The following is a 20,655-nucleotide window of genomic DNA, read 5'->3' as shown; positions in this document are numbered from 1 at the left end:
CTGGGGTGTCGCCAAGCGGCAAGGCACTGGGTTTTGATCTCAGCATTCGTAGGTTCGAATCCTACCACCCCAGCCATATTACTAGAGCGCCGAAAGTAGTCGGCCCTCTGAAGGGGAACAGGCCGTACATCGCCTGATCCGGTAGGTTCGAACCAAGGTTCGATAAGTGCTTGCACTTAGGCATCGCAACGCGATGGCTGAAAGCCTAAGGCCGATAAGGCCGCAGCCAATCCTACCACCCCAGCCATTTTATAGATTCCCGCCTTAATGGCGGGAATCTTGTTTATGGTTTACGGTTTCGGCGCACTGTTTCAGTTGTGAGTAACATGAAGCGCTGCACTTTTAGCTCGAACCGTCACACCGCGAATCAACCTTCAGCCTCACAGGACATTGACCGTGCACAACATGATGGTCTTCACTGGCAACGCCAACCCAGACTTGGCTCGCAAAGTTGCCGAACACCTCCGACTGCCCCTGGGCGATGCGACGGTAAGCAAATTCAGCGACGGCGAAGTCTTTGTCGAAATTAATGAAAATGTTCGCGGTGCAGATGTATTCCTCCTGCAGCCGACTTGTGCGCCGACCAACGACAACCTAATGGAGTTGGTTGTGATGGCAGATGCCATGCGTCGCGCCTCAGCCGGGCGCATCACAGCGGTAGTACCCTATTTCGGGTATGCCCGTCAGGATCGCCGCGTGCGCTCACAGCGCGTACCCATTTCAGCGAAAGTCGTTGCGGACATCCTCAGCGGCGTTGGCATTAATCGCGTACTGACCGTCGACCTTCACGCCGAACAGATTCAGGGCTTCTTCGACGTTCCCGTCGACAACGTCTATGGCTCGCCGATCCTGCTTGACGATATCAATCGCCAAAACTACCCCGATCAAATCGTCGTGTCCCCGGATATCGGCGGTGTAGTGCGCGCACGCGCGGTTGCCAAGCAACTGAACGACGCCGACCTTGCCATCATTGACAAGCGCCGCCCCAAAGCCGGTGTCGCCCAGGTAATGCACCTGATCGGTGAGGTGGAAGGCAAAACCTGCCTGCTGGTCGACGACATGGTCGATACCGCTGGCACACTGTGCAAAGCCGCGGCGGCCCTGAAGGCCCAAGGCGCAGCAAAAGTTGTCGCATACTGCACACATCCTGTATTATCCGGGCCCGCCGTTGACAACATCAGCGGCTCTGAGCTAGATGAGCTTGTGGTTACTGACACAATTCCATTGTCAGATGCCGCTGCCAACTGCCCAAAAATTCGCCAGCTAACCCTGGCAAACTTACTGGCCGAGTCAATCCGACGGGTCAGCAACGAGGAGTCAATCAGCGCCCTGTTCCGCTAAACCGCGCAACATAACGCTTTCTGACTTTCACCGCCGAACTGGTCGCAAGTTCGGCGGTTTTCGCTTTTTATGAGGAGACATTTATGTCCAGCGAATTTACTGTAAACGCCAAGGCGCGTACTGATGTAGGGAAAGGTGCGAGCCGCCGCCTACGTCGTTTGGCCGCCGAAGTTCCCGCAATCATCTACGGTGGCGACAAAGCCCCGCAAATGATCAGCATCGCCCACAAAGACCTGCTCTGGTTCCTGGAAGACGAGGCATTTTTCAGCTCGGTTCTGACCATGGACATCGACGGCAACAAAGAGTCTGTGGTTATTAAAGACCTGCACCGTCACCCTGCCAAGGCGCAGATTCTGCACGCCGATTTTCTGCGCGTAAGCGCGGACACCAAAATCACGCTGCAAGTACCACTGCACTTCATCAACGAAGAAGCCTGCCACGGCGTGAAAATGCAGGGTGGCTCGATCACTCATGCAATGACTGAAATTGAAGTTCAGTGTCTGCCTAAAGACCTGCCTGAATTCATCGAAGTCGACATGAAAGACAAAGAAGTGGGCGAGACCGTTCACATTTCTGACCTGACCCTGCCTGCAGGTGTTGAAAGCACCGCTCTGGCACTGGGTGAAGATCACGACTCAGCTGTTGCCGTTGTGCAGGCTCCTCGTGGTGGCGCTTCTGACGATGAAGACGCTGCAGAAGGCGCTGAAGACGAAAGCAGCGAAGAGTCTTAATCTCGCTCTGAGCAGGCGCCCACGTGACCCGGATCAAACTGATTGTTGGGCTGGCCAACCCCGGCCAGCAATATCAGCCAACTCGTCACAATGCGGGCGCCTGGTTCGTTACTGAACTGGCCCGACAACAGGGCTGCTCACTCGCGGCCGAAGCTCGCTTTTTCGGCGACACCGGCCGTTGTTTTATCGATGGACAGGACATTCGCCTGCTCATCCCCAGCACCTTTATGAACCGCAGCGGTCAGGCTATCGCCACTATGGCCGGGTTCTTCAAAATCACCCCCGAAGAAATCCTCATCGCTCACGATGAACTCGACCTGCCTCCTGGCAGTGCGCGCTTTAAATCGGGCGGCGGTCACGGCGGCCACAACGGCCTGCGTGACACGATTAGCAAACTCGGCAACAACAAGAATTTCCACCGCCTGCGTATCGGCATTGGCCACCCCGGCAGCGCCGACAAAGTGACCGGCTACGTGCTGGGCAAACCCTCATCCGATGAGCGAATCGCCATCGATCACTGCATAGATGAGGCATTACGCAGTTTAGCCCCCGCCATTCAAGGCGACTGGGCAAAAGCGATGAATCAACTCCACAGCTACAAACAGGGATAACATCATGGGTTTCAATTGCGGTATCGTCGGCTTGCCTAATGTGGGCAAATCAACACTGTTCAACGCCCTGACCAAAGCTGGCATCGACGCAGAGAACTTTCCGTTCTGCACCATTGAGCCCAATTCCGGCATTGTCGGCGTTCCCGATCCACGCCTAAACGTTTTGGCAGAGATTGTCTCGCCAGAGCGCGTGCTTCCCGCGACGATGGAATTTGTCGATATCGCCGGGCTGGTTGCCGGCGCCTCAAAGGGTGAGGGCCTCGGCAATAAATTCCTCGCCAATATCCGCGAGACCGATGCCATTGCCCACGTGGTTCGCTGCTTCGACAACGACAATGTTATCCACGTGGCCAACAAGGTCGACCCCGCTGCAGACATCGACGTGATTAACACCGAGCTCGCACTGGCCGACCTGGATGCCGTTGAGAAGCAACTACAGAAAGTCGTTCGCCCTGCCAAAAGTGGCGATAAAGACGCGATTGCCGCCAAGAACCTACTGGAAAAACTCCAGAGCCACCTGGACGAAGGCAAACCGCTTCGCTCACTTGAGCTGGACGACACCGAGCGCGCCCGCATGGGCAGCCTGCACCTGCTTACCACCAAACCAACAATGTATATCGCCAACGTCAACGAGGACGGCTTTGAAAACAACCCCCACCTCGACACCGTGCGGCGTATTGCTGAAGAGGAAGGCGCTATCGTCGTTCCCATCTGCAATAAACTGGAATCAGAAATTGCCGAACTGGACGACGATGAGAAAGGCGAATTCCTCGAAGAGCTCGGCATGGACGAAGCTGGCCTCGACCGCGTGATTCGCGCTGGCTATGAGCTGCTAGGCCTGCAAACCTACTTTACCGCTGGCGTAAAAGAAGTCCGCGCCTGGACCATCCCGGTAGGCGCCACGGCCCCACAGGCAGCCGGTAAGATTCACACCGACTTCGAAAAAGGCTTTATTCGAGCCGAAGTCATCGCCTACGACGACTACACCAACTACAAAGGCGAACAGGGCAGCAAAGACGCTGGCAAGTGGCGCCTAGAAGGCAAAGACTACATCGTGAAGGACGGCGACGTCGTGCATTTCCGGTTTAACGTCTAAGCCCCCTCACTCGCGCTTGACAAGGCCCGCATAAGTCAGGAAAATGCGCGCCTTCTCGACAGAGAACAGTGGCAAGGTAGCTCAGTTGGTTAGAGCACAACACTCATAATGTTGGGGTCGGCGGTTCGAATCCGCCCCTTGCTACCATTATTCTAAAAAACCACCCAAGCGGTGGTTTTTTTTCGTCTTCAATAAATGCGCCCAAGCTGCCGGGCGGGTGAGAAACGCCGCCGCGGTTCGATGAAATGCGCTGCATTTCAGACGGCAACGCCGCCCGAAGGGGCAAAACAGGCCTTAGCCTATTTTCGTGTATCCAGCTTGTTACCTTGTTAAAAGCTGAGCCGCCAACTTCCGATACGGGTAGCCCCTCTATTTCGCGCTCACCACTGATACCGTATAAGCCCATATAGGGTCGGGATGGCAAAAACTCTATGCTGTTCACAACTTTCCCATACGTGCTAGGAAATAAGCTAATATGCTTTTATTGTTGTGGACTTACTGCGATAAGCTAATCAACGACATACAGTTACCTAAGCAGTGCAGCAGTGATACTTCACCTATAAACAGCACTTGATAATAAAGAACAGAGGAAGAGGTTATGAAGTTCTTGTTCCGCGCCAGCCTGCTGGCATCGACGGCGGCGATCTTAGCAGCTTGCGGAGGCGGCAGTGATGGCGGCCCCAGCCTGAGCCCCGGTGGCGGCTCATCAGGAACAGGCGGTTCGGGCCAAACCACTGGCACCACTGAGTACCGTTTCGGTGCATTATCAGGTGGAAGCTTCAGCGCTGGGGAAATTTCCACTGAGCGCCAAGCTCTAGAGGCCGGCCAGAGTACCGACCTGAAAGTGTACATTGTTGACCAAAACAATAATCTCGTTACGGATGCTGCAACAGTAATATTCAATTCTATTTGCATAGGCAATGGGCAATCTGAGCTCAACAATAGTATTGTCGAAAATAGCAGCGGAGTAGTGGCTAGCACCTACACAGCTAGAGGCTGCGACGGCGACGATATCGTAACGGCAAACACAAGCATTGACGGAGTTTCTTACCGCGCCTCGGTAAAACTCACCACTCAACCCGCGCCACTCGGAGCCTTAGGCTTCGTTTCCGCAGAACCACAGCAAATTGGCATAAAAGACTCTGGCATTTTGGAAAGCCAATCTCGAGTATCATTCAAGCTAACGAATGCGAGCGGAGGCCCAGTCGCCAATCAGCAGGTATCCTTTGAGCTCAACACCTCAGTAGGTGGTATCAGCCTGGATAGCGATACAAACACTACGAATAGCGAAGGCGTAGTGACCGTGACCGTGACATCGGGCACTGTGGCGACACCCGTTCGAGTTACCGCCATTGCTGATGACGGAACAAAGCTTATCCGTGCTCAATCGTCTGCACTTTCAATTACTACAGGCTTACCAGACCAAAACAGCTTTTCAATTAGCGCTTCCGAACTCAATATAGAGGGTGCCGAATATGACGGCACAGAAACAGAAATCACCATTCGCGCGGCTGACCGATTCAACAACCCCGCTCCAGACGGCACTGCGATCAACTTTACTACAGAGGGAGGTTCGATAGAGCCCAGCTGCTCGACAACTGGAGGCTTATGTACCGTAAAATTGTCCTCACAAAGCCCCAGACCTATCGACGGCAGAGTTACCGTATTAGCAACCGCCATTGGAGAGGAAAGTTTCAAGGATACCAGCCCATCGAATGGGCGGTTCGATGACGCAGAGCTACCCTCACTAGATGATCGCTCGGAGCCCTTCCTCGATACCAATGAAAACAGCACGTTTGATGAAGGCAATGAATACTATGTAGACTTCGACAACTCTGGCAGCTACACCACCGCTAACGGAAAATTTGACGGACTACTTTGCAATGGTCCCTCGCTTTGCTCCGCATCACCAGCCCGAGTAATGTTAAGCGCAGATATTGTTATTTTATTTTCTGAATCAAACCTAAATGTCAATACAAACTCCTCCAGCTACACCCTCACAGGCTCAAGTCAAGACGTCGTCGTTTCGGTTGTTGGCAACAATGGGCAACCCCCCGCAGCGGGAACAATCATCTCCGCATCAAGCGATGTGGGCACAATTTTAGAACCTTCCTCCTACACCATGCTTTCAACTACTAAATCCGGCCCGGCAGAGTTTACTTTTAGGATCAAAGGTAGCGAGCCCGATGAGGATAAGCTCGGTACACTTACCATATTAGTCACCACTCCCAAAGGGAATATATCTCGCGAATATGCCGACCTAATCGACAAAAAAGCCGCATCATCCTCACCATAAGCGGTTTCCAGAAGACAACTAAAACCACTTGCCGGGGCTAACAATGCCTCGGCAAGCTGGTACACTTCCCAGCCAATATCCATTGGACCTTCTGGGAACACCCCATGCTACGACCGCATATCCTGTACACCCTGCTGTGCTCAATTGTATTACTTTCGTCGGCTGCTCAGGCTGAGCCCCGCCATTACTCCTACCTTGAAGCCGCCTTCGCTTACCAAAGCACCGATTGGGGGCCTTACGAAGAAGAGGAGAACTTCACCTTCCTCGCCAGCGCCGAGGCGTTTGACTATTTCCACGTACACGCCCGCTACAACGATGGTGATACCTATATGCCGCGGGGCGTTATTCAAGATGGCTGGTGGACCTACGGCATTGGCGCTCACTACTATCTTAACAACAGCACCTCAGTGCTGATCGGTGCCGACCGCCACGAGATGGACTCTCAGAGCCGCCGACCCAATCAACGCGGCTGGGAATATAAAGTGGGTGTACGCCACGATATCAATGCGCGCTGGCGCCTTACGTTGGAAGCCGGGGAACACAATGTTGTGGTTGATGACGACACCACCTTTATCTTCGAAACGCTGTACCACCCTCGTCCGGATATCGGCTTCTCCTTTCGCGTGAGGGACTACGACAAGCTTGATCTAAGCTCCTACGAATTTGGCGCACGCTGGAGCTACTAACAGGCGTGGCAGCGCTGAGCAATTCACCGGCACTGTGCTAAAATCGCCATCTTTATTCAGCGCCCGCCCATGAGCAAATCAGACACCATTTACGCAAGGCCTCACAAAGCCTTGCAGCGCTTCGCCTTCGACGAGCAAGTTGTCGAGGTCTTCCCGGATATGATTCAACGATCGGTCCCGGGCTACGCGACGATAATTGCCATGACCGGCGTAATGGCCGGTCGCTATGCTCAACCAGAGAGCAACTGCTACGACCTCGGCTGTTCACTCGGCGCCAGCTCGCTCGCCATGGCGCGGGAAACTCAGGGGCGCAATGTCCAGCTGATCGGTGTTGATAACTCTGCTGCAATGATCGAGCGCTGCCGTGAATACTGTCAGCAGTCCAATACCGACATCCACCTGCGCTGCGAATCCATTCAGGAAACAGAGATACGCAATGCGTCGGTTGTCGTACTCAATTTTACGCTGCAGTTTGTCCCTGAGGCTGAGCGCAATGCCTTGTGTCAGCGCATCAGCGACGCCATGCGCCCCGGCGGCGTATTGATCCTGTCAGAGAAGATCCGTTTTGCCGACCCCCACCTGCAGGAGCTAAACACCGACCTTCACCACGCTTTCAAGCGCGCCAACGGCTATAGCGAAATGGAAGTCGCACAAAAGCGCAGCGCACTGGAGAACGTTCTTATTCCCGAGACGCTGAGCCAACACCAAAGCCGCCTAAAAAACTGTGGCTTCACCAGTGTGGACGTCTGGTTCCAGTGTTTTAATTTTGCCTCGATGGTTGCCGTAAAATGAGCCACCCGCGGATGAACTACCAGGCCTTCCTCAGTAAGCTTGCGGGCAACGAAAACCTCGCCGCCTGGGCAAACCAACTGCCAGACCAGATTGACGCGGGCCTCAACCCGAAACGCTACGGCGACCTACCCCGCTGGCAGCAAGCACTGAGCGCACTCCCCGAGCTCACCTCGCGCACCATCGATATGAACACCTCACGCGTGGGCGCGCGCGGCGACATCACCCCGCAACAAAGCGAGCAGTTGCGCGAGGCCCTGATGGGCTTGCACCCCTGGCGAAAAGGGCCCTTTGAACTTTTTGGCGTGCATATCGATACAGAGTGGCGCAGCGACTGGAAGTGGGAGCGCCTCAAAGACCATATTGCCCCCCTCGCCGGACGAACCGTTTTAGACGTGGGCTGCGGCAGCGGCTACCACTGCTGGCGAATGCGCGGCGCCGGTGCAGAGCTGGTCGTCGGCATCGACCCCACGCCCCTGTTTGTCGTGCAATACTTTGCCCTGCAACACTATTTGCAAGACCCATCAGTCGCGGTGCTGCCGATGGGCATTGAGGCCTTGCCGGAAAAACTGGCGGCCTTCGACACCGTATTCTCAATGGGGATTTTGTATCATCGTCGTTCCCCCTTCGACCACCTAATACAATTGCGAGAAGCACTGGTCAGCGGTGGAGAGCTCGTGCTGGAAACCCTAATCATCGACGGCCAGCTCGGCGAATGCCTGGTTCCCGAAGGCCGCTACAGCAAGATGGGCAACGTCTGGTTCCTGCCCAGCACGGCCACGCTAGAAAGCTGGCTCAGTAAAGCCGGGTTCAAAAATATCCGGGTAGTCGATGTTGCGCAGACCACCACGGACGAGCAGCGACGCACAGAGTGGATGCGCTTTCACTCCCTGGCGGAATTTTTGGACCCCGACAACCCTCAGCTAACCGCCGAGGGCCACCCTGCGCCCAAGCGGGCCGTCCTTCTTGCCGAAAAACCGTAAGCCCCAGCCAGCCGCGTGTCTACACGAAAACCTCGCACTGCGACACAGTGTTATTAGACATTGTTCATGCTTTGAGAAAAAATAGCTGTGGTGACAAGTGGCCATTTTTCAATCTATGGTACATTGCAGTAATGTGAAAGCCGCACTCATACCGGTGCTCGCTGACAATAAAGGACGCGCCCCATCCCATGGACGCAAAACAAGCGGATACAGTGATAGCGACAATGAGCTCGCTGACCAGCCGGTGGTTTGACGACCATCTGTACCGCTATTTGGAGCGCCTCCAAGACAATTTTCACCGCCGCGCATTAACGAGCAAGCACCCTGACGAGCAGCAGGCCCTACTGACGCAGCAACGGCATATCCGCAGCGGTCAAGACGAAGCCTACCGACTGTTCTCGCGACACCTGCAGCACAATATTCGGGCCGCCCGCCCTTACAGCATGGGCGGGCATAGCAAGCTGGACCAACTGCTCGCCCGCAGCCAACAGCTGGGTAACGACGAACTGGAGAACGCCTGCGCAAGGCTGTGCCGCGCCATCTCCCCCATGGCATTGCTGGCCGGCTTCCAACACCTGGCCAAGCCACTGCGGATTGATCCCGCCCACCTCAGCCAATGCCTGTCGCTGTTTAATGTTCTGATTTTGCGCGAAGCCCCCTTGCTCTACCAGCAGCTGCTGGCAGAACTAAATGGCGGCAACGCAGAAACAAGCAAAGGCATAGAAGGCTGGATCGCCCATATCGAGCAGCAGCTAAAACAGCAAAATCTCAGCGCCCAACAACGCGCACTCAACGAGCTGCGCTTACAGCGCCTGCGGGGCCGCAGCCGCCCACAGGGTGACAGCAGCACCCTCAGCGACCAACAGCTTATTCGCGAAGCCGCCGCGATATTCGGGCGCAGCCATGTGAATCGTCGGCAGCTATCCGCGAGCATCCTGGCTTCGCTGAACACCCTGCAAACCATTGTTAGCAGTGTTGCACTGCGCGACCGTCAGTTATTTCTCAACCCACTACATCCTGCGCGCCAAATCAGTCACCAGTTGGTCGCAAGCAGCGAACGATGGCAGCACGCTGACCCGAGTTTGCAACAGAATTTCGAACGCGCCACCCGCGATATCGTCAAACAACTCAGCGGGCAAACGCCGTCTAGCGCAGACTTCAACGCGCTGCAGGAATCCGTGGATCAATGCTGCCAGCAGTTAGTGCAAAGCGCGAAACTCAACGACCGACGAAAGCTGCACGCCGAAGCGGGTAAACGCAGAATTACTCGGCTGCGCCGCAAGGTGCACGCCCTCATTGACCAGAAAACCCACGGCACCACGCTCCCCGCCAGTGTCGACAATTTGCTGTACGGCCCGATGACCAGTATTTTGCTTTACCACTGGCTCCGCCACGGCAGTAACAGCGACGCCCTGCGCCGCAACCTCGGCCTGGTCGATGACATCTTGTGGTACATCAAGCCCCACCGCGACTGGGCACTGTTGCGTAAAGCCAAAGACATGGGCGGTGATATAGAGCAGCGCCTACTCGACGGGCTCAAACGCATCAACCTCGACGACGACAGCGCCCGCTCCCTGGTTGACGAGCTCCACCAACTCAGACTCATTGCCTCCGGCATGTCGGGAATCAGCGGCCAAAGCGATCGACCTTGATCTGTGCCTTACTGCGGCTAGTTAAAGCAGTTATACTAAGCGGCCTCGATACACCCAGTGTGTCGCGCGACTATCCAGCCAACGCTTAGTGCATTTTAAGGTGACGATCTTGCAACTCGACCAAGCATCTACGGAACAATTACGCGAATGGGAAAGCGCTCTCAGCGCAGAGTACGAACAGCATAAAGCCGCAGGGCTTAGCCTCGACCTGACACGGGGAAAACCCAGCAGCGACCAACTTAGCCTGTCCGACGCTATTCTCGGCGTGCTCGGCAATGACCTGAGCAACGACGGCGGCATCGACCTGCGCAATTACGGCGGCCTGGATGGCATAGCAGAGTGTAAGCGCCTCTTCGCGCCGGTATTAGACGTCAACGAAGACGAGATTCTCATCGGCGGCAACAGCAGCCTTACACTGATGTATTTCGCGGTACTGTTTGCATCACAAATGGGCTTTGGCGACCTCGGCAAAGGCTGGAAAGCAGGCGGCGATACCGTCAAATTTCTTTGCCCGGTTCCCGGTTACGACCGTCATTTCTCCGTATGCGAACACCTGGGCATCGACATGATCCCGGTGGCGATGAACGACAACGGCCCAGACATGGACCAAGTAGAGAGCTTGGTGAAGGCCGATTCCAGCATCAAAGGCATCTGGTGCGTTCCCCGCTTCAGCAATCCCACCGGCATTGTTTACAGCGATGACGTGGTAGCGCGCATTGCCAAGCTGGCAACACTCGCCGGCGACAATTTCCGCGTTTTCTGGGACAACGCCTACGCGGTACACAGTTTGAGCGACAATGCGCCCAAACTGGCCAGTCTGATGGCTGCGGCCCGCAAGGCGGGTACTGAAGACAGCGTGTACTTGTTTGGCTCGACCTCTAAGATCACCTACGCTGGCGCAGGTGTCGCCTTTGTCGGTATGTCTGCCGCCAACCTCAAAGCCTTTAAAGCCCACTTGGGCATGACCCAAATTGGCCCGGATAAAGTCAACCAGTTGCGCCATGCCCGCCTGCTTAAAGACAGCGACGGCCTGGCTGACCACATGCGCCAGCACGCCGCCGTGTTAAAACCGCGCTTCGACAGCGTACTCAAGCACCTGAACGAAGGCATTGGCGACAGCGGCCTGCTCAGCTGGACAGCGCCCCAAGGTGGCTATTTTATTTCTGTGGATACCCTGCCTGGCCTGGCAAAACAGGTTGTGGCGATGGCAGCCGACGCCGGTGTAAAACTCACCCCGGCTGGCGCAACCTTCCCCTACGGCCAGGACCCAGAAGATCGCAATATCCGCATTGCACCCAGCGTGCCCTCGCTGGAGGAAATTGACCGCGCGATGCAGGTGTTCGTCAACTGCGTAAAACTGGCCTCGGTCAGACAGCGCCTCGCCAACTAGGGCCGTTATCGGCACAATAAAAAAGGGCCGATTGGCCCCTTTTTCAATTGTGCGCCCTACTCGCCCGAGGGCCCCTTTGGTATCGGCTGACCGCCCATGGGGAAATGCCGCACATTGCTGCCACCCTCGGCATCCAGAATCTTGCCCGGCCCCTCTTTTTCCACTTCATCCACACGAATAATCGAGTGCATCGGCAGGTAACTACGAGTCACACCACTGAACTCATTTTTCAGCTTTTCTTCACCCGGATTGACGACAATTTGCCCTGGATCACCGAAAACAAACTCTTCAACCTCAATAAAACCGTACAGCTCGCTCTGGTATATCGCGCGGGCATACAGCTCATACACCTGGTTGTTGTTGTGAAAAATCACCTTATAGATTGGGGACTTAGCCATAAAGCACACAGTTCTCTAGCAAACAGTAACGATCTCGCAAGCGCAAAAGCGACCGCTCGCGCGGCGGCGGATCATACCACATGTCATCTCAAAGCACCGAACTCATTGGGCTTTAGCCGTTGACACCGCTATAATGTCGGCCCATTTTCTATCGGCTTGTCGCCACACCATGACTGAGAAAACCAAAAAACTGTATATCAAAACCCACGGCTGTCAGATGAACGAGTACGACTCCGCGCGTATTCAGGATCTTCTGGGCGTCAGTCACAACCTGGAGCCTACCGACAATCCCGAAGAAGCCGACGTCTTGTTGCTGAATACCTGCTCCATTCGCGAGAAAGCACAGGAAAAAGTATTCCACCAACTTGGCCGCTGGAAAAAACTGAAAGACAAAAACCCCGACCTGCTGATTGGCGTTGGCGGCTGCGTCGCCAGTCAGGAAGGCGGAGATATTGGCCAGCGCGCGCCCTACGTTGACGTTATTTTTGGGCCGCAAACCCTGCACCGGGTGCCGGAGATGATCGACCAGCGCAAACCCGACGGCCCAGTGGTGGTGGATGTCACCTTCCCCGAGATCGAAAAATTCGACAGCCTTCCCGAGCCCAGCGTCGACGGCCCCAGTGCCTTTGTCTCTATCATGGAAGGTTGCTCCAAGTACTGCACCTTCTGCGTCGTTCCCTACACCCGGGGCGAAGAAGTCAGCCGGCCCTTTGACGACGTGATTGCCGAAGTGGCCCAGCTGGCCGCCAAAGGCGTGCGCGAAGTGAACTTGTTGGGGCAAAACGTCAACGCCTACCGCGGCGAAAACCACGAAGGCGAGATCGTCGATTTCGCAGAGTTGCTCGGCTTTGTCGCCCAGGTGCCCGGCATTGACCGCATACGCTATACCACCTCGCACCCGGTTGAGTTTAGCGACGCCTTAATTGAGGCCTACCGCGACATCCCCGAGCTGGTGGATCACCTCCACCTGCCCGTGCAAAGCGGCAGCGACCGTATTCTCGCGGCCATGAAACGCGGTCACGTTCAGCAGGAATACCGCGACAAAATCGCCAAACTGCGGGCGATCAGACCGAATATCAGCCTGTCGTCCGACTTTATTATCGGCTTTCCCGGCGAGACTGAAGACGACTTTAACGACACCATGAAGCTCATCGCCGACATCGGCTTCGACCACAGCTTCAGCTTCATTTACAGCGCCCGCCCCGGCACACCTGCCGCCCAACTGGATGACGACACTCCCGAGGCAGTGAAGAAAGAGCGCCTACAACGTCTGCAGCACCGTATTCTGCAGCAGGCTAACCAGATCAGCCGGCAGATGGTCGGCACACGGCAGCGCATTCTGGTGACCGGCGTCTCCAAAAAGGATCCAGGCCAGTTACAGGGGCGTACCGAGAACAATCGCGTCGTTAACTTTTCGGCGACCAATCACGCCCTGATCGGCGATTTTGTCGACGTAGTGATCACCGAGGCACTGCCGAATTCACTGCGCGCCGAATTGCTGAACTAGGCATCGGTTTTTGCCGATTCTCGTCAGCGAAGAATCGGCGTATTGTTAAGCCATTACTACTTGATCGCCAATGCGACACGCGGAGCACCATTGACAGCACAAGCGACACAGCGCGTTCTCACTCTCGAACCCAGCGACAGCCAGCACCTTTCGGCACTGTGCGGACGCTTAGACGAACACCTCAAATTGATCGAAGAACGCCTTCAGGTGCACATCGCTGCGCGCGCCAATACCTTTCAGGTTAGCGGCGAAGAGCGTGCCGTCGACGAAACCGTGCAACTGCTCAAACACCTTTATCGCGAGAGCGTCTCCGGCACGACACTCAACCCCGAGGCCATTCACCTTCGTATGCAACAGTCACATTTGGAAGAGCTGCCCCGCTCAGATAATGAGCCCGTCGTTATTCGCACCAAGAAGGGCAGTATCAAACCGCGCGGCGGCAATCAGCAGGGCTATGTGCGCGCGATTCAGAGCAACGATGTCAATTTCGGCATTGGTCCGGCCGGTACCGGTAAAACCTATCTCGCCGTTGCCTGCGCGGTTGAAGCGTTAATATCTCATCAGGTACAACGCATCCTGCTGGTCAGGCCTGCGGTAGAGGCCGGCGAAAAGCTCGGCTTCCTGCCAGGCGACCTAGCGCAGAAAATCGACCCCTATTTGCGCCCGCTGTACGATGCACTCTACGAGATGCTCGGCAACGACACCGTCACCAAGCTAATCGAGCGCAATGTGATTGAGATCGCGCCCTTAGCCTATATGCGCGGCCGTACGCTGAACGACTCCTTCATTATTTTGGATGAGGCGCAAAACACCACCCGCGAACAAATGAAAATGTTCCTTACCCGTATTGGCTTTGGCTCCACAGCCGTCATCACTGGCGATGCCACGCAGATCGACTTGCCACGCGGCACACCCAGCGGCCTCACCCATGTAATGAAGGTTCTCGACGATGTCGAAGGGATCAGCCTCACCTATTTTCAGGCCAAGGATGTGGTTCGTCACCCGCTGGTGCAGAAAATTGTCGAAGCTTACGCCGCGTTTGACGACGAGACCGCTCGCTAGCAATGGCTGACGGCAACCCGCTTGAACTGGAGGTGGACCTGCAAGTGGCCTGCGACCCGCAGCCGGGGCTGCCCAGTGAGCAGCAACTGCGCGACTGGGCCAGCGCCGCACTCACCAATCGCCGCGATCAGGCGGAGCTGACCATTCGCCTGGTCGACGAGCAGGAAAGCCAGGCCCTCAATCGCGACTACCGCGGCAAAGATGCGCCGACCAATGTGTTGTCGTTTCCCGCCGACCTGCCCCCCGAGCTTGAGCTGCCATTACTCGGCGACCTGGTTATCTGTCGGCAAGTGGTTGAACGCGAAGCGCATGAGCAGGGCAAGGCGGTAAGCGATCACTGGGCGCATATGGTAATTCACGGTACACTCCACCTACTCGGTTTTGACCACATTGACGATGATGAAGCCGAGGAAATGGAATCTCTTGAGACTGCGCTGTTAAAGCAGCTCAATATCAATAACCCCTACGAGGCGCAGTAAGCGCCGGGCGACTAGGCCACAGCGAGGACAGCACACAAAATCATGAGCGAAGACCGATCTAGCAGCGATCCGGGTGACAAATCCTGGATCGAAAAAATTGCCCATGCATTTTCCTCTGAACCCAAAACCCGCGAAGACCTGCTCGATGTATTAGCCGTTGCTCGTCAGAATGAAGTGATTGACGACGACGCCACCAGCATCGTCGAAGGTGCCATGCATATCAGCGAAATGCAGGCGCGGGAAATCATGATTCCCCGGCCGCAAATGGTGGTGCTGAAGATCGAGCAACCCCTCAGCGAACTGCTGCCGATCATCATGGAAACCGGCCACTCCCGCTACCCCGTTATTGGCGATACATTGGACGAGGTCCTGGGCATATTGCTGTCCAAGGATCTATTGCCCCTGCTGTGGAAAACCGGCAACACCGACGACATCGACCTGCGCACCGTGCTGCGCCCCGCCACCCTGGTACCAGAGAGCAAACGCCTGAATGTGCTGCTGCGTGATTTCCGCGAAAAGCGCAACCACATGGCCGTTGTCATCGACGAATACGGTGGCGCCGCAGGGCTGATTACGATCGAGGACATCCTCGAGCAGATCGTTGGCGACATTGAAGACGAATACGATGAAGAAGACGACCTGCCGATCCGCAAGATCGCCGATAACGACTTCGTGGTAAAAGCGCTCACGCCCATTGAAGAGTTCAACACCTACTTCAATGCAAATTTAAGCGACGACGAATTCGACACCATCGGTGGCTTGCTACTGCAGTCCTTTGGTCACCTGCCCAGCCGCAATGAAGTGGCCCAGCTGGAGCATTTCGAATTCAAGGTGGTCAATGCCGACCACCGCCAGATTCATTTGCTGCGCATGCGCGAGCTGGCCAAGGACGACGCGTAAAAACTTGAACTCCCCTCGCGCTTACGGTCTACAATAGCCGGGCAGCGCCGCCCAAGAGGGGAGTTTTATGCCAGACAGCAGCACACTTGCGTCACTCAATGCCATTGCCCACAGCATTATTAGCTACAGCGCATTGGTAATCGTGGGTTTAATCGGGGCCGGGCTTATCTACCTCGCCGTGCTCTACTACCGCGACGTCACCCAAACCCAGCACGCCATTCGTCGAAACTACCCGCTGATCGGTCGCTTTCGCTATTTCTTCGAACACCTCGGCGAATTCTTTCGCCAGTATTTCTTTGCCATGGACCGCGAAGAGCTGCCCTTTAATCGCTCCCAACGCTCCTGGGTATACCGCGCCGCAAAAAATATCGACAACACCGTCGCCTTCGGTTCTACGCGACCACTGAACCACAGCAACGAAGTGCTGTTTATGAACTGCCTGTTCCCCACGTTAAGTGAAGACGCCGCCCCCACCCACAGCGTAACCATTGGCGAAGGCTATTGCCGCGAACCTTTTAGCAGTGCCGCCATATTCAATATTTCCGGCATGAGCTATGGCGCCATTTCCAAACCGGCGGTGCAGGCCCTGGCCGCCGGCGCGCGCGAAGCGGGAATCTGGATGAACACCGGCGAAGGCGGCCTCACCCCCTATCACCTGGAAGCGGGCTGCGACATCGTCTGCCAAATAGGCACCGCTAAATACGGCGTGCGCGATGCCCAGGGCAAACTCAGCGACCAACGCCTTGCCGATCTTGCCAGCCACCCGCAAGTACGCATGTTCGAACTGAAACTCAGTCAAGGCGCCAAGCCCGGCAAAGGGGGCATTCTGCCCGGCGGCAAAGTCACCGAAGAGGTCGCCACCATTCGAGGCATCCCCGTTGGCCAGGATTCCATCAGCCCCAATGGCCACCCGGATATTCGCAGTATCGACGACCTACTCGACACCCTGGCGCGCATCCGCCGCGTTACCGGCAAGCCGGTGGGTTTCAAAATGGTGCTGGGCTTCAGCGAGTGGTTGGACGAGCTGGGCGAAGCCATTCACCGCCGCGGGCTGGAATTTGCCCCCGACTTCATCACCGTCGACAGCGCCGACGGCGGCACGGGCGCGGCCCCGCAGAGTTTAATCGACTATGTCGGCCTCCCGCTGCGCCGCAGCTTGCCGCTGGTGGTCGACAAGCTCAACGAGTACCGCTTGCGCGAGCGGGTAAAAGTGATCGCCTCGGGCAAAATGATCAACCCCGCCGAGGCAGCCTGGGCGATTTGCGTTGGCGCAGACTTTATCGTCAGCGCCCGCGGCTTTATGTTTGCCCTGGGTTGCATCCAGGCATTGCAGTGCAACAAGAACACCTGCCCAACCGGTATCACCACACACAACTCGGAGCTACAGCGTGGCCTTGTGCCCGCCGACAAAGCTGCCCGGGTGGCTAACTACGCCAAAAACCTAATGCATGAAGTGGGGGTTATCGCCCACTCCTGCGGCGTTCGCGAAGCCCGCTCACTGCAGCGCAAACACGTGTATCTAATAGACGAACGCGGCGTCCCCGAGCCACTGAGCCTGCGCTATCCGGACAAAACGCCGCGCCCCGAATACCTGATCGCCAGTACCGCCGACGAGGCACTTACCCCCTGACCCAGCGACTGATCGCACCCCGGAGCCCCCACCGCCCATGAAACGGATTATTGCGCCGCTAGCCGGCGCACTTATCACCCTGTCTCTCGCCCCTTTTCACTACTGGCCACTCGCCATAGTGGCGATGGCGGCACTGGCCTGGTGCCTGGATGACTGCACAGCAAAGGAAGGTTTTTTGCGCGGCTGGCTGTTTGGCAGCGCCAGCTTTCTTGCCGGGGTGTCGTGGATCTATGTCGCCATGTATGTCTACGGCAATACCTCCGCCCTGCTCTCAGCGCTTATGACCATCCTGTTTTGTCTGGGTTTGGGGCTCGTCACCGGGCTGTTCGCCTATGTGTACAGCCGCTGGCTGCGCGACGGCAAGGGCGGCCGGCTGCTGGGCTTTGCCGCCGCCTGGGTGATATTTGAGTGGTTTCGCGGCTGGTTTCTCACCGGGTTTCCCTGGCTCTACCTTGGCTACAGCCAGTTGGAAACCCCGCTATCCGGTTGGGCACCCGTTGTTGGGGTGTACGGTTTAAGCTTTGTGGTGGCCCTCAGCGGCGCAGCGGTAAGCCATCTACTCACCACCAAACACAGAACCAGTCGCTGGCTGCCAATAGCTGGCTGCATCGCATTGTTCGGCCTCGGCACGTCCCTGCAAACGATTGAATGGACACAAGCCACCCAGCAGCCCCCCCTCCGCATTGGCGCCGTGCAGTCCAATATCACTCAAGAAAAGAAGTGGGCCTATAGCCATTACTGGGACACCCTCGAACTCTACGATGTTACCTCAGAGCAACTGTGGCCCCAGGTGGATGTGGTGATTTGGCCAGAGGCTGCCATTCCCGCCCTGTATCGCAACGCCGAAACCTTCTTTGACTACATTCGCGAGCGCGCTGCCGCCTCGAACACCGCGCTGATCACCGGCGTTCCCACTAAACAGGGCGACGACATCTACAACTCGGCAATGGTCATCAATGGCGGCGAAGGCCTGTACCACAAACAGCGTTTGGTCCCCTTCGGCGAATACGTTCCGCTCGGTAGCCTGCTGCGCGGTCTGATCGGCTTTTTTGACCTGCCCATGTCCAGCTTTAGTCGTGGCGACGCCGACCAGCGCCCCCTCTCCGCCAAGGGTTGGCAATTTGCGCCATCGATCTGCTACGAGATCGTGTATCCCAACCTCGTGGCGCGTGGCGCAAGAGACGCAGACGTCTTATTCACCATCAGCAACGACGCCTGGTTTGGCGACTCGATTGGCCCCGCCCAACACATGCAAATGGCGCAGATGCGGGCACTGGAAAATGGCCGAGAACTCATCCGCGTTACCAGCACAGGTATCACCGCCATCGTCGACCACCGCGGGCATATCACCACGCGCATTCCGTCTTTCACTCACACCACGATGACCGGCGAGGTAAACGCCCGCAGCGACCGCACACCGTTTAATTACGCCCAGTCCACACCCATTATCGCCCTGTGCTTTGCACTGGCGCTTACCGCGCTGCGCCGCCGCCCACAGCAAGGCAGCTAAATGCTTGCGAATTCGCATGGGCGACGCCGCGACAAGCTGTTAAAATGCTGGGCTTTGTATCGCCGAGCCCCGCGCTTGCCAACCCCAGAGACCGACATCGCCAATGGACCAACATTACACCCCCCGCGACATTGAAGCTCGCGTACAGCAGTACTGGCAGGAACACGGTAGCTTCACTGCCGTGGAAGATGACAGCCGCGAAAAATACTACTGCCTGGCCATGTTCCCCTACCCCAGCGGCAAGCTGCATATGGGCCATGTTCGCAACTACAGCATTGGCGATGTTATTTCGCGCTACCAGCGCATGTTGGGTAAAAATGTTCTGCAGCCAATGGGCTGGGATGCCTTCGGCCTACCGGCAGAAAACGCCGCGGTGAAAAACAACACCGCGCCGGCAAAATGGACCGTCGAAAATATCGACTATATGCGCGGCCAACTGCAGCAGCTGGGCTTCGGCTACGACTGGAAGCGCGAATTCGCCACATGCAAATCCGACTACTACCGCTGGGAGCAGTGGTTCTTCACCCGCCTTTACGAAAAAGGCATGGTCTACAAAAAAACCTCTGCGGTGAACTGGTGCCCGAACGACGAAACCGTACTGGCCAATGAGCAGGTTATCGATGGCGGTTGCTGGCGCTGTGACACCCCGGTGGAGCGCAAAGAAATTCCTCAGTGGTTTATTAAAATCACCGAATACGCCGAGCAATTGTTGAACGACCTCGACCAGCTGGACGGCTGGCCAGAGCAGGTGCGCACCATGCAGCGCAACTGGATTGGCCGCTCTCAGGGCGTACAAATGCGCTTTGACCTGGGCGAAGCCGTCGCCGGCCACGACCACTTTGAGGTCTACACTACCCGCCCCGACACCCTAATGGGCGTGAGCTATGTCAGCCTGGCTGCCGAGCACCCCATTAGCTTGGCGCTGGCCGAGAACAACGCCGAACTGGCGGCCTTTATCGACGAATGCCGCCACAGCTCAGTTGCTGAAGCCGACATGGCCACCATGGACAAAAAAGGCATGGCCACTGGTATCAACGCTCTCCACCCCATCACCGGCGAGCCGGTACCGGTGTGGATCGCCAACTACGTGTTGATGGACTACGGCACTGGCGCCGTCATGGCGGTGCCCGCGCACGACCAGCGCGACTTTGAATTTGCGCAGAAATACCAACTGCCTATTCAGCAAGTGATTGCGGCGGACGATATCGACCTCAGCCAAGCGGCGGCCACTGAGAAAGGCCCGCTCATCAACTCCGGTGAGTTTGACGGCTTGAATTTCGACGAGGCCTTTACCGCCATCGCCGACAAACTCACCGCACTCGGCAAAGGTCGCGTCACCACGAACTACCGCCTGCGCGACTGGGGCGTTTCCCGACAGCGCTACTGGGGCGCCCCCATTCCGGTGTTCAACCTGCCGGACGGCGGCGAGATCGCCGTGCCCGCGGACAAACTCCCCATCCTGCTGCCCGAAGATGTGGAAATGGACGGTGTGCAATCGCCCATCAAAGCCGACCCGGAGTGGCGCAAAGATGAGCTGAACGGCCAGGCCGTCGAGCGCGAAACCGAAGATCGGAAGAGCACACGTCTGAACTCC

General features: G+C 56.6%; 18 protein-coding genes and 2 tRNA genes. 19 read left to right on the top strand and 1 reads right to left on the bottom strand.

Annotated elements, in window-relative coordinates:
- The first annotated feature begins 1 nt into the window (after position 1).
- The 12 genes from ABNS66_RS13640 to ABNS66_RS13585 all read left to right on the top strand — a co-directional run bounded on the left by ABNS66_RS13640 (position 2) and on the right by ABNS66_RS13585 (position 11,575).
- Positions 2–76 (top strand) — tRNA-Gln (locus ABNS66_RS13640).
- Between the two features lie 332 nt (positions 77–408).
- Entirely contained in the window at positions 409–1,341 is a 933-nt protein-coding gene (locus ABNS66_RS13635; RefSeq protein WP_239547908.1) for a ribose-phosphate pyrophosphokinase, read from the top strand.
- Between the two features lie 83 nt (positions 1,342–1,424).
- Complete coding sequence (locus ABNS66_RS13630; RefSeq protein WP_204997248.1) at positions 1,425–2,072, top strand: 50S ribosomal protein L25/general stress protein Ctc; 648 nt, start codon at positions 1,425–1,427, stop codon at positions 2,070–2,072.
- A 23-nt stretch (positions 2,073–2,095) separates the two neighbouring features.
- A complete protein-coding gene (pth, locus tag ABNS66_RS13625; RefSeq protein WP_204997247.1) occupies positions 2,096–2,683 on the top strand; it encodes an aminoacyl-tRNA hydrolase in 588 nt (195 codons plus the stop codon).
- Positions 2,684–2,687: 4 nt separating this feature from the next.
- Entirely contained in the window at positions 2,688–3,779 is a 1,092-nt protein-coding gene (gene ychF, locus ABNS66_RS13620) for a redox-regulated ATPase YchF (RefSeq protein WP_286839127.1), read from the top strand.
- 70 nt (positions 3,780–3,849) lie between these two features.
- Positions 3,850–3,926, top strand: a tRNA-Met gene (locus ABNS66_RS13615).
- Between the two features lie 451 nt (positions 3,927–4,377).
- A complete protein-coding gene (locus tag ABNS66_RS13610) occupies positions 4,378–6,075 on the top strand; it encodes an Ig-like domain-containing protein (protein ID WP_286839129.1) in 1,698 nt (565 codons plus the stop codon).
- A 104-nt stretch (positions 6,076–6,179) separates the two neighbouring features.
- Entirely contained in the window at positions 6,180–6,761 is a 582-nt protein-coding gene (locus tag ABNS66_RS13605; protein WP_204997244.1) for a hypothetical protein, read from the top strand.
- Between the two features lie 69 nt (positions 6,762–6,830).
- Positions 6,831–7,553 carry a carboxy-S-adenosyl-L-methionine synthase CmoA gene (gene cmoA, locus ABNS66_RS13600; RefSeq protein ID WP_286839131.1) on the top strand — a complete coding sequence of 241 codons (723 nt, stop codon included), beginning with the start codon at positions 6,831–6,833 and terminating at the stop codon, positions 7,551–7,553.
- Entirely contained in the window at positions 7,550–8,533 is a 984-nt protein-coding gene (gene cmoB, locus ABNS66_RS13595) for a tRNA 5-methoxyuridine(34)/uridine 5-oxyacetic acid(34) synthase CmoB (protein WP_286839133.1), read from the top strand. The genes cmoA and cmoB overlap by 4 nt, the downstream gene beginning before the upstream one ends.
- 188 nt (positions 8,534–8,721) lie before the next feature.
- Positions 8,722–10,185 (top strand): DUF1631 family protein, encoded by a 1,464-nt coding sequence (locus ABNS66_RS13590; RefSeq protein ID WP_286839135.1) that lies wholly within the window; start codon positions 8,722–8,724, stop codon positions 10,183–10,185.
- Positions 10,186–10,294: 109 nt separating this feature from the next.
- Entirely contained in the window at positions 10,295–11,575 is a 1,281-nt protein-coding gene (locus ABNS66_RS13585; protein ID WP_204997240.1) for an aminotransferase class I/II-fold pyridoxal phosphate-dependent enzyme, read from the top strand.
- Positions 11,576–11,631: 56 nt separating this feature from the next.
- On the opposite strand, the gene ABNS66_RS13580 is transcribed toward ABNS66_RS13585, so the two are convergent.
- Positions 11,632–11,973, bottom strand: a complete 342-nt coding sequence (locus ABNS66_RS13580) for a DUF1820 family protein (protein WP_027874607.1) — start codon at positions 11,971–11,973, stop codon at positions 11,632–11,634.
- A 169-nt stretch (positions 11,974–12,142) separates the two neighbouring features.
- On the opposite strand from ABNS66_RS13580, the gene miaB reads away from it, so the two are divergent.
- From miaB to leuS, 7 genes are all read left to right on the top strand, one after another.
- Positions 12,143–13,480: a tRNA (N6-isopentenyl adenosine(37)-C2)-methylthiotransferase MiaB gene (gene miaB / locus ABNS66_RS13575; protein ID WP_204997239.1), complete on the top strand. Its 1,338-nt coding sequence runs from the start codon at positions 12,143–12,145 to the stop codon at positions 13,478–13,480.
- Between the two features lie 90 nt (positions 13,481–13,570).
- The gene (locus ABNS66_RS13570; RefSeq protein WP_286839138.1) at positions 13,571–14,542 is read left to right on the top strand and encodes a PhoH family protein; all 972 of its coding nucleotides are present in this window, start codon (positions 13,571–13,573) and stop codon (positions 14,540–14,542) included.
- Positions 14,543–14,544: 2 nt separating this feature from the next.
- Complete coding sequence (gene ybeY, locus ABNS66_RS13565; protein WP_286694562.1) at positions 14,545–15,021, top strand: rRNA maturation RNase YbeY; 477 nt, start codon at positions 14,545–14,547, stop codon at positions 15,019–15,021.
- Between the two features lie 42 nt (positions 15,022–15,063).
- On the top strand, positions 15,064–15,921 hold the full coding sequence (locus tag ABNS66_RS13560) for a transporter associated domain-containing protein (RefSeq protein WP_204997236.1): 858 nt from the start codon (positions 15,064–15,066) through the stop codon (positions 15,919–15,921).
- Between the two features lie 67 nt (positions 15,922–15,988).
- Positions 15,989–17,551, top strand: coding sequence for an FMN-binding glutamate synthase family protein (locus tag ABNS66_RS13555; RefSeq protein ID WP_286839140.1), 1,563 nt, complete (start codon positions 15,989–15,991; stop codon positions 17,549–17,551).
- Positions 17,552–17,588: 37 nt separating this feature from the next.
- Positions 17,589–19,061 (top strand): apolipoprotein N-acyltransferase, encoded by a 1,473-nt coding sequence (gene lnt, locus ABNS66_RS13550; protein WP_286839142.1) that lies wholly within the window; start codon positions 17,589–17,591, stop codon positions 19,059–19,061.
- Positions 19,062–19,164: 103 nt separating this feature from the next.
- On the top strand, positions 19,165–20,655 hold a 1,491-nt coding region (gene leuS / locus ABNS66_RS13545; RefSeq protein ID WP_348655352.1), incomplete at its 3' end, for a leucine--tRNA ligase.

This window comes from uncultured Spongiibacter sp., from assembly GCF_964011655.1.
In the GTDB taxonomy this organism is placed as follows: domain Bacteria; phylum Pseudomonadota; class Gammaproteobacteria; order Pseudomonadales; family Spongiibacteraceae; genus Spongiibacter; species Spongiibacter marinus.
The sequence above is the reverse complement of the archived record's forward strand: the minus strand, read 5'-3'. Positions and strand labels throughout refer to the sequence as shown.

What these genes read in the sequence shown, in the direction of transcription:
- ABNS66_RS13630 (WP_204997248.1), top strand. Translation starts at nt 1,425, where the DNA reads ATGTCCAGCGAATTTACTGTAAACGCCAAGGCGCGTACTGATGTAGGG.
- cmoB (WP_286839133.1), top strand. Translation starts at nt 7,550, where the DNA reads ATGAGCCACCCGCGGATGAACTACCAGGCCTTCCTCAGTAAGCTTGCG.
- miaB (WP_204997239.1), top strand. Translation starts at nt 12,143, where the DNA reads ATGACTGAGAAAACCAAAAAACTGTATATCAAAACCCACGGCTGTCAG.
- ABNS66_RS13590 (WP_286839135.1), top strand. Translation starts at nt 8,722, where the DNA reads ATGGACGCAAAACAAGCGGATACAGTGATAGCGACAATGAGCTCGCTG.
- ABNS66_RS13610 (WP_286839129.1), top strand. Translation starts at nt 4,378, where the DNA reads ATGAAGTTCTTGTTCCGCGCCAGCCTGCTGGCATCGACGGCGGCGATC.
- ybeY (WP_286694562.1), top strand. Translation starts at nt 14,545, where the DNA reads ATGGCTGACGGCAACCCGCTTGAACTGGAGGTGGACCTGCAAGTGGCC.
- ABNS66_RS13560 (WP_204997236.1), top strand. Translation starts at nt 15,064, where the DNA reads ATGAGCGAAGACCGATCTAGCAGCGATCCGGGTGACAAATCCTGGATC.
- cmoA (WP_286839131.1), top strand. Translation starts at nt 6,831, where the DNA reads ATGAGCAAATCAGACACCATTTACGCAAGGCCTCACAAAGCCTTGCAG.
- ABNS66_RS13555 (WP_286839140.1), top strand. Translation starts at nt 15,989, where the DNA reads ATGCCAGACAGCAGCACACTTGCGTCACTCAATGCCATTGCCCACAGC.
- ychF (WP_286839127.1), top strand. Translation starts at nt 2,688, where the DNA reads ATGGGTTTCAATTGCGGTATCGTCGGCTTGCCTAATGTGGGCAAATCA.
- ABNS66_RS13580 (WP_027874607.1), bottom strand. Translation starts at nt 11,973, where the DNA reads ATGGCTAAGTCCCCAATCTATAAGGTGATTTTTCACAACAACAACCAG.
- ABNS66_RS13635 (WP_239547908.1), top strand. Translation starts at nt 409, where the DNA reads ATGGTCTTCACTGGCAACGCCAACCCAGACTTGGCTCGCAAAGTTGCC.
- ABNS66_RS13605 (WP_204997244.1), top strand. Translation starts at nt 6,180, where the DNA reads ATGCTACGACCGCATATCCTGTACACCCTGCTGTGCTCAATTGTATTA.
- lnt (WP_286839142.1), top strand. Translation starts at nt 17,589, where the DNA reads ATGAAACGGATTATTGCGCCGCTAGCCGGCGCACTTATCACCCTGTCT.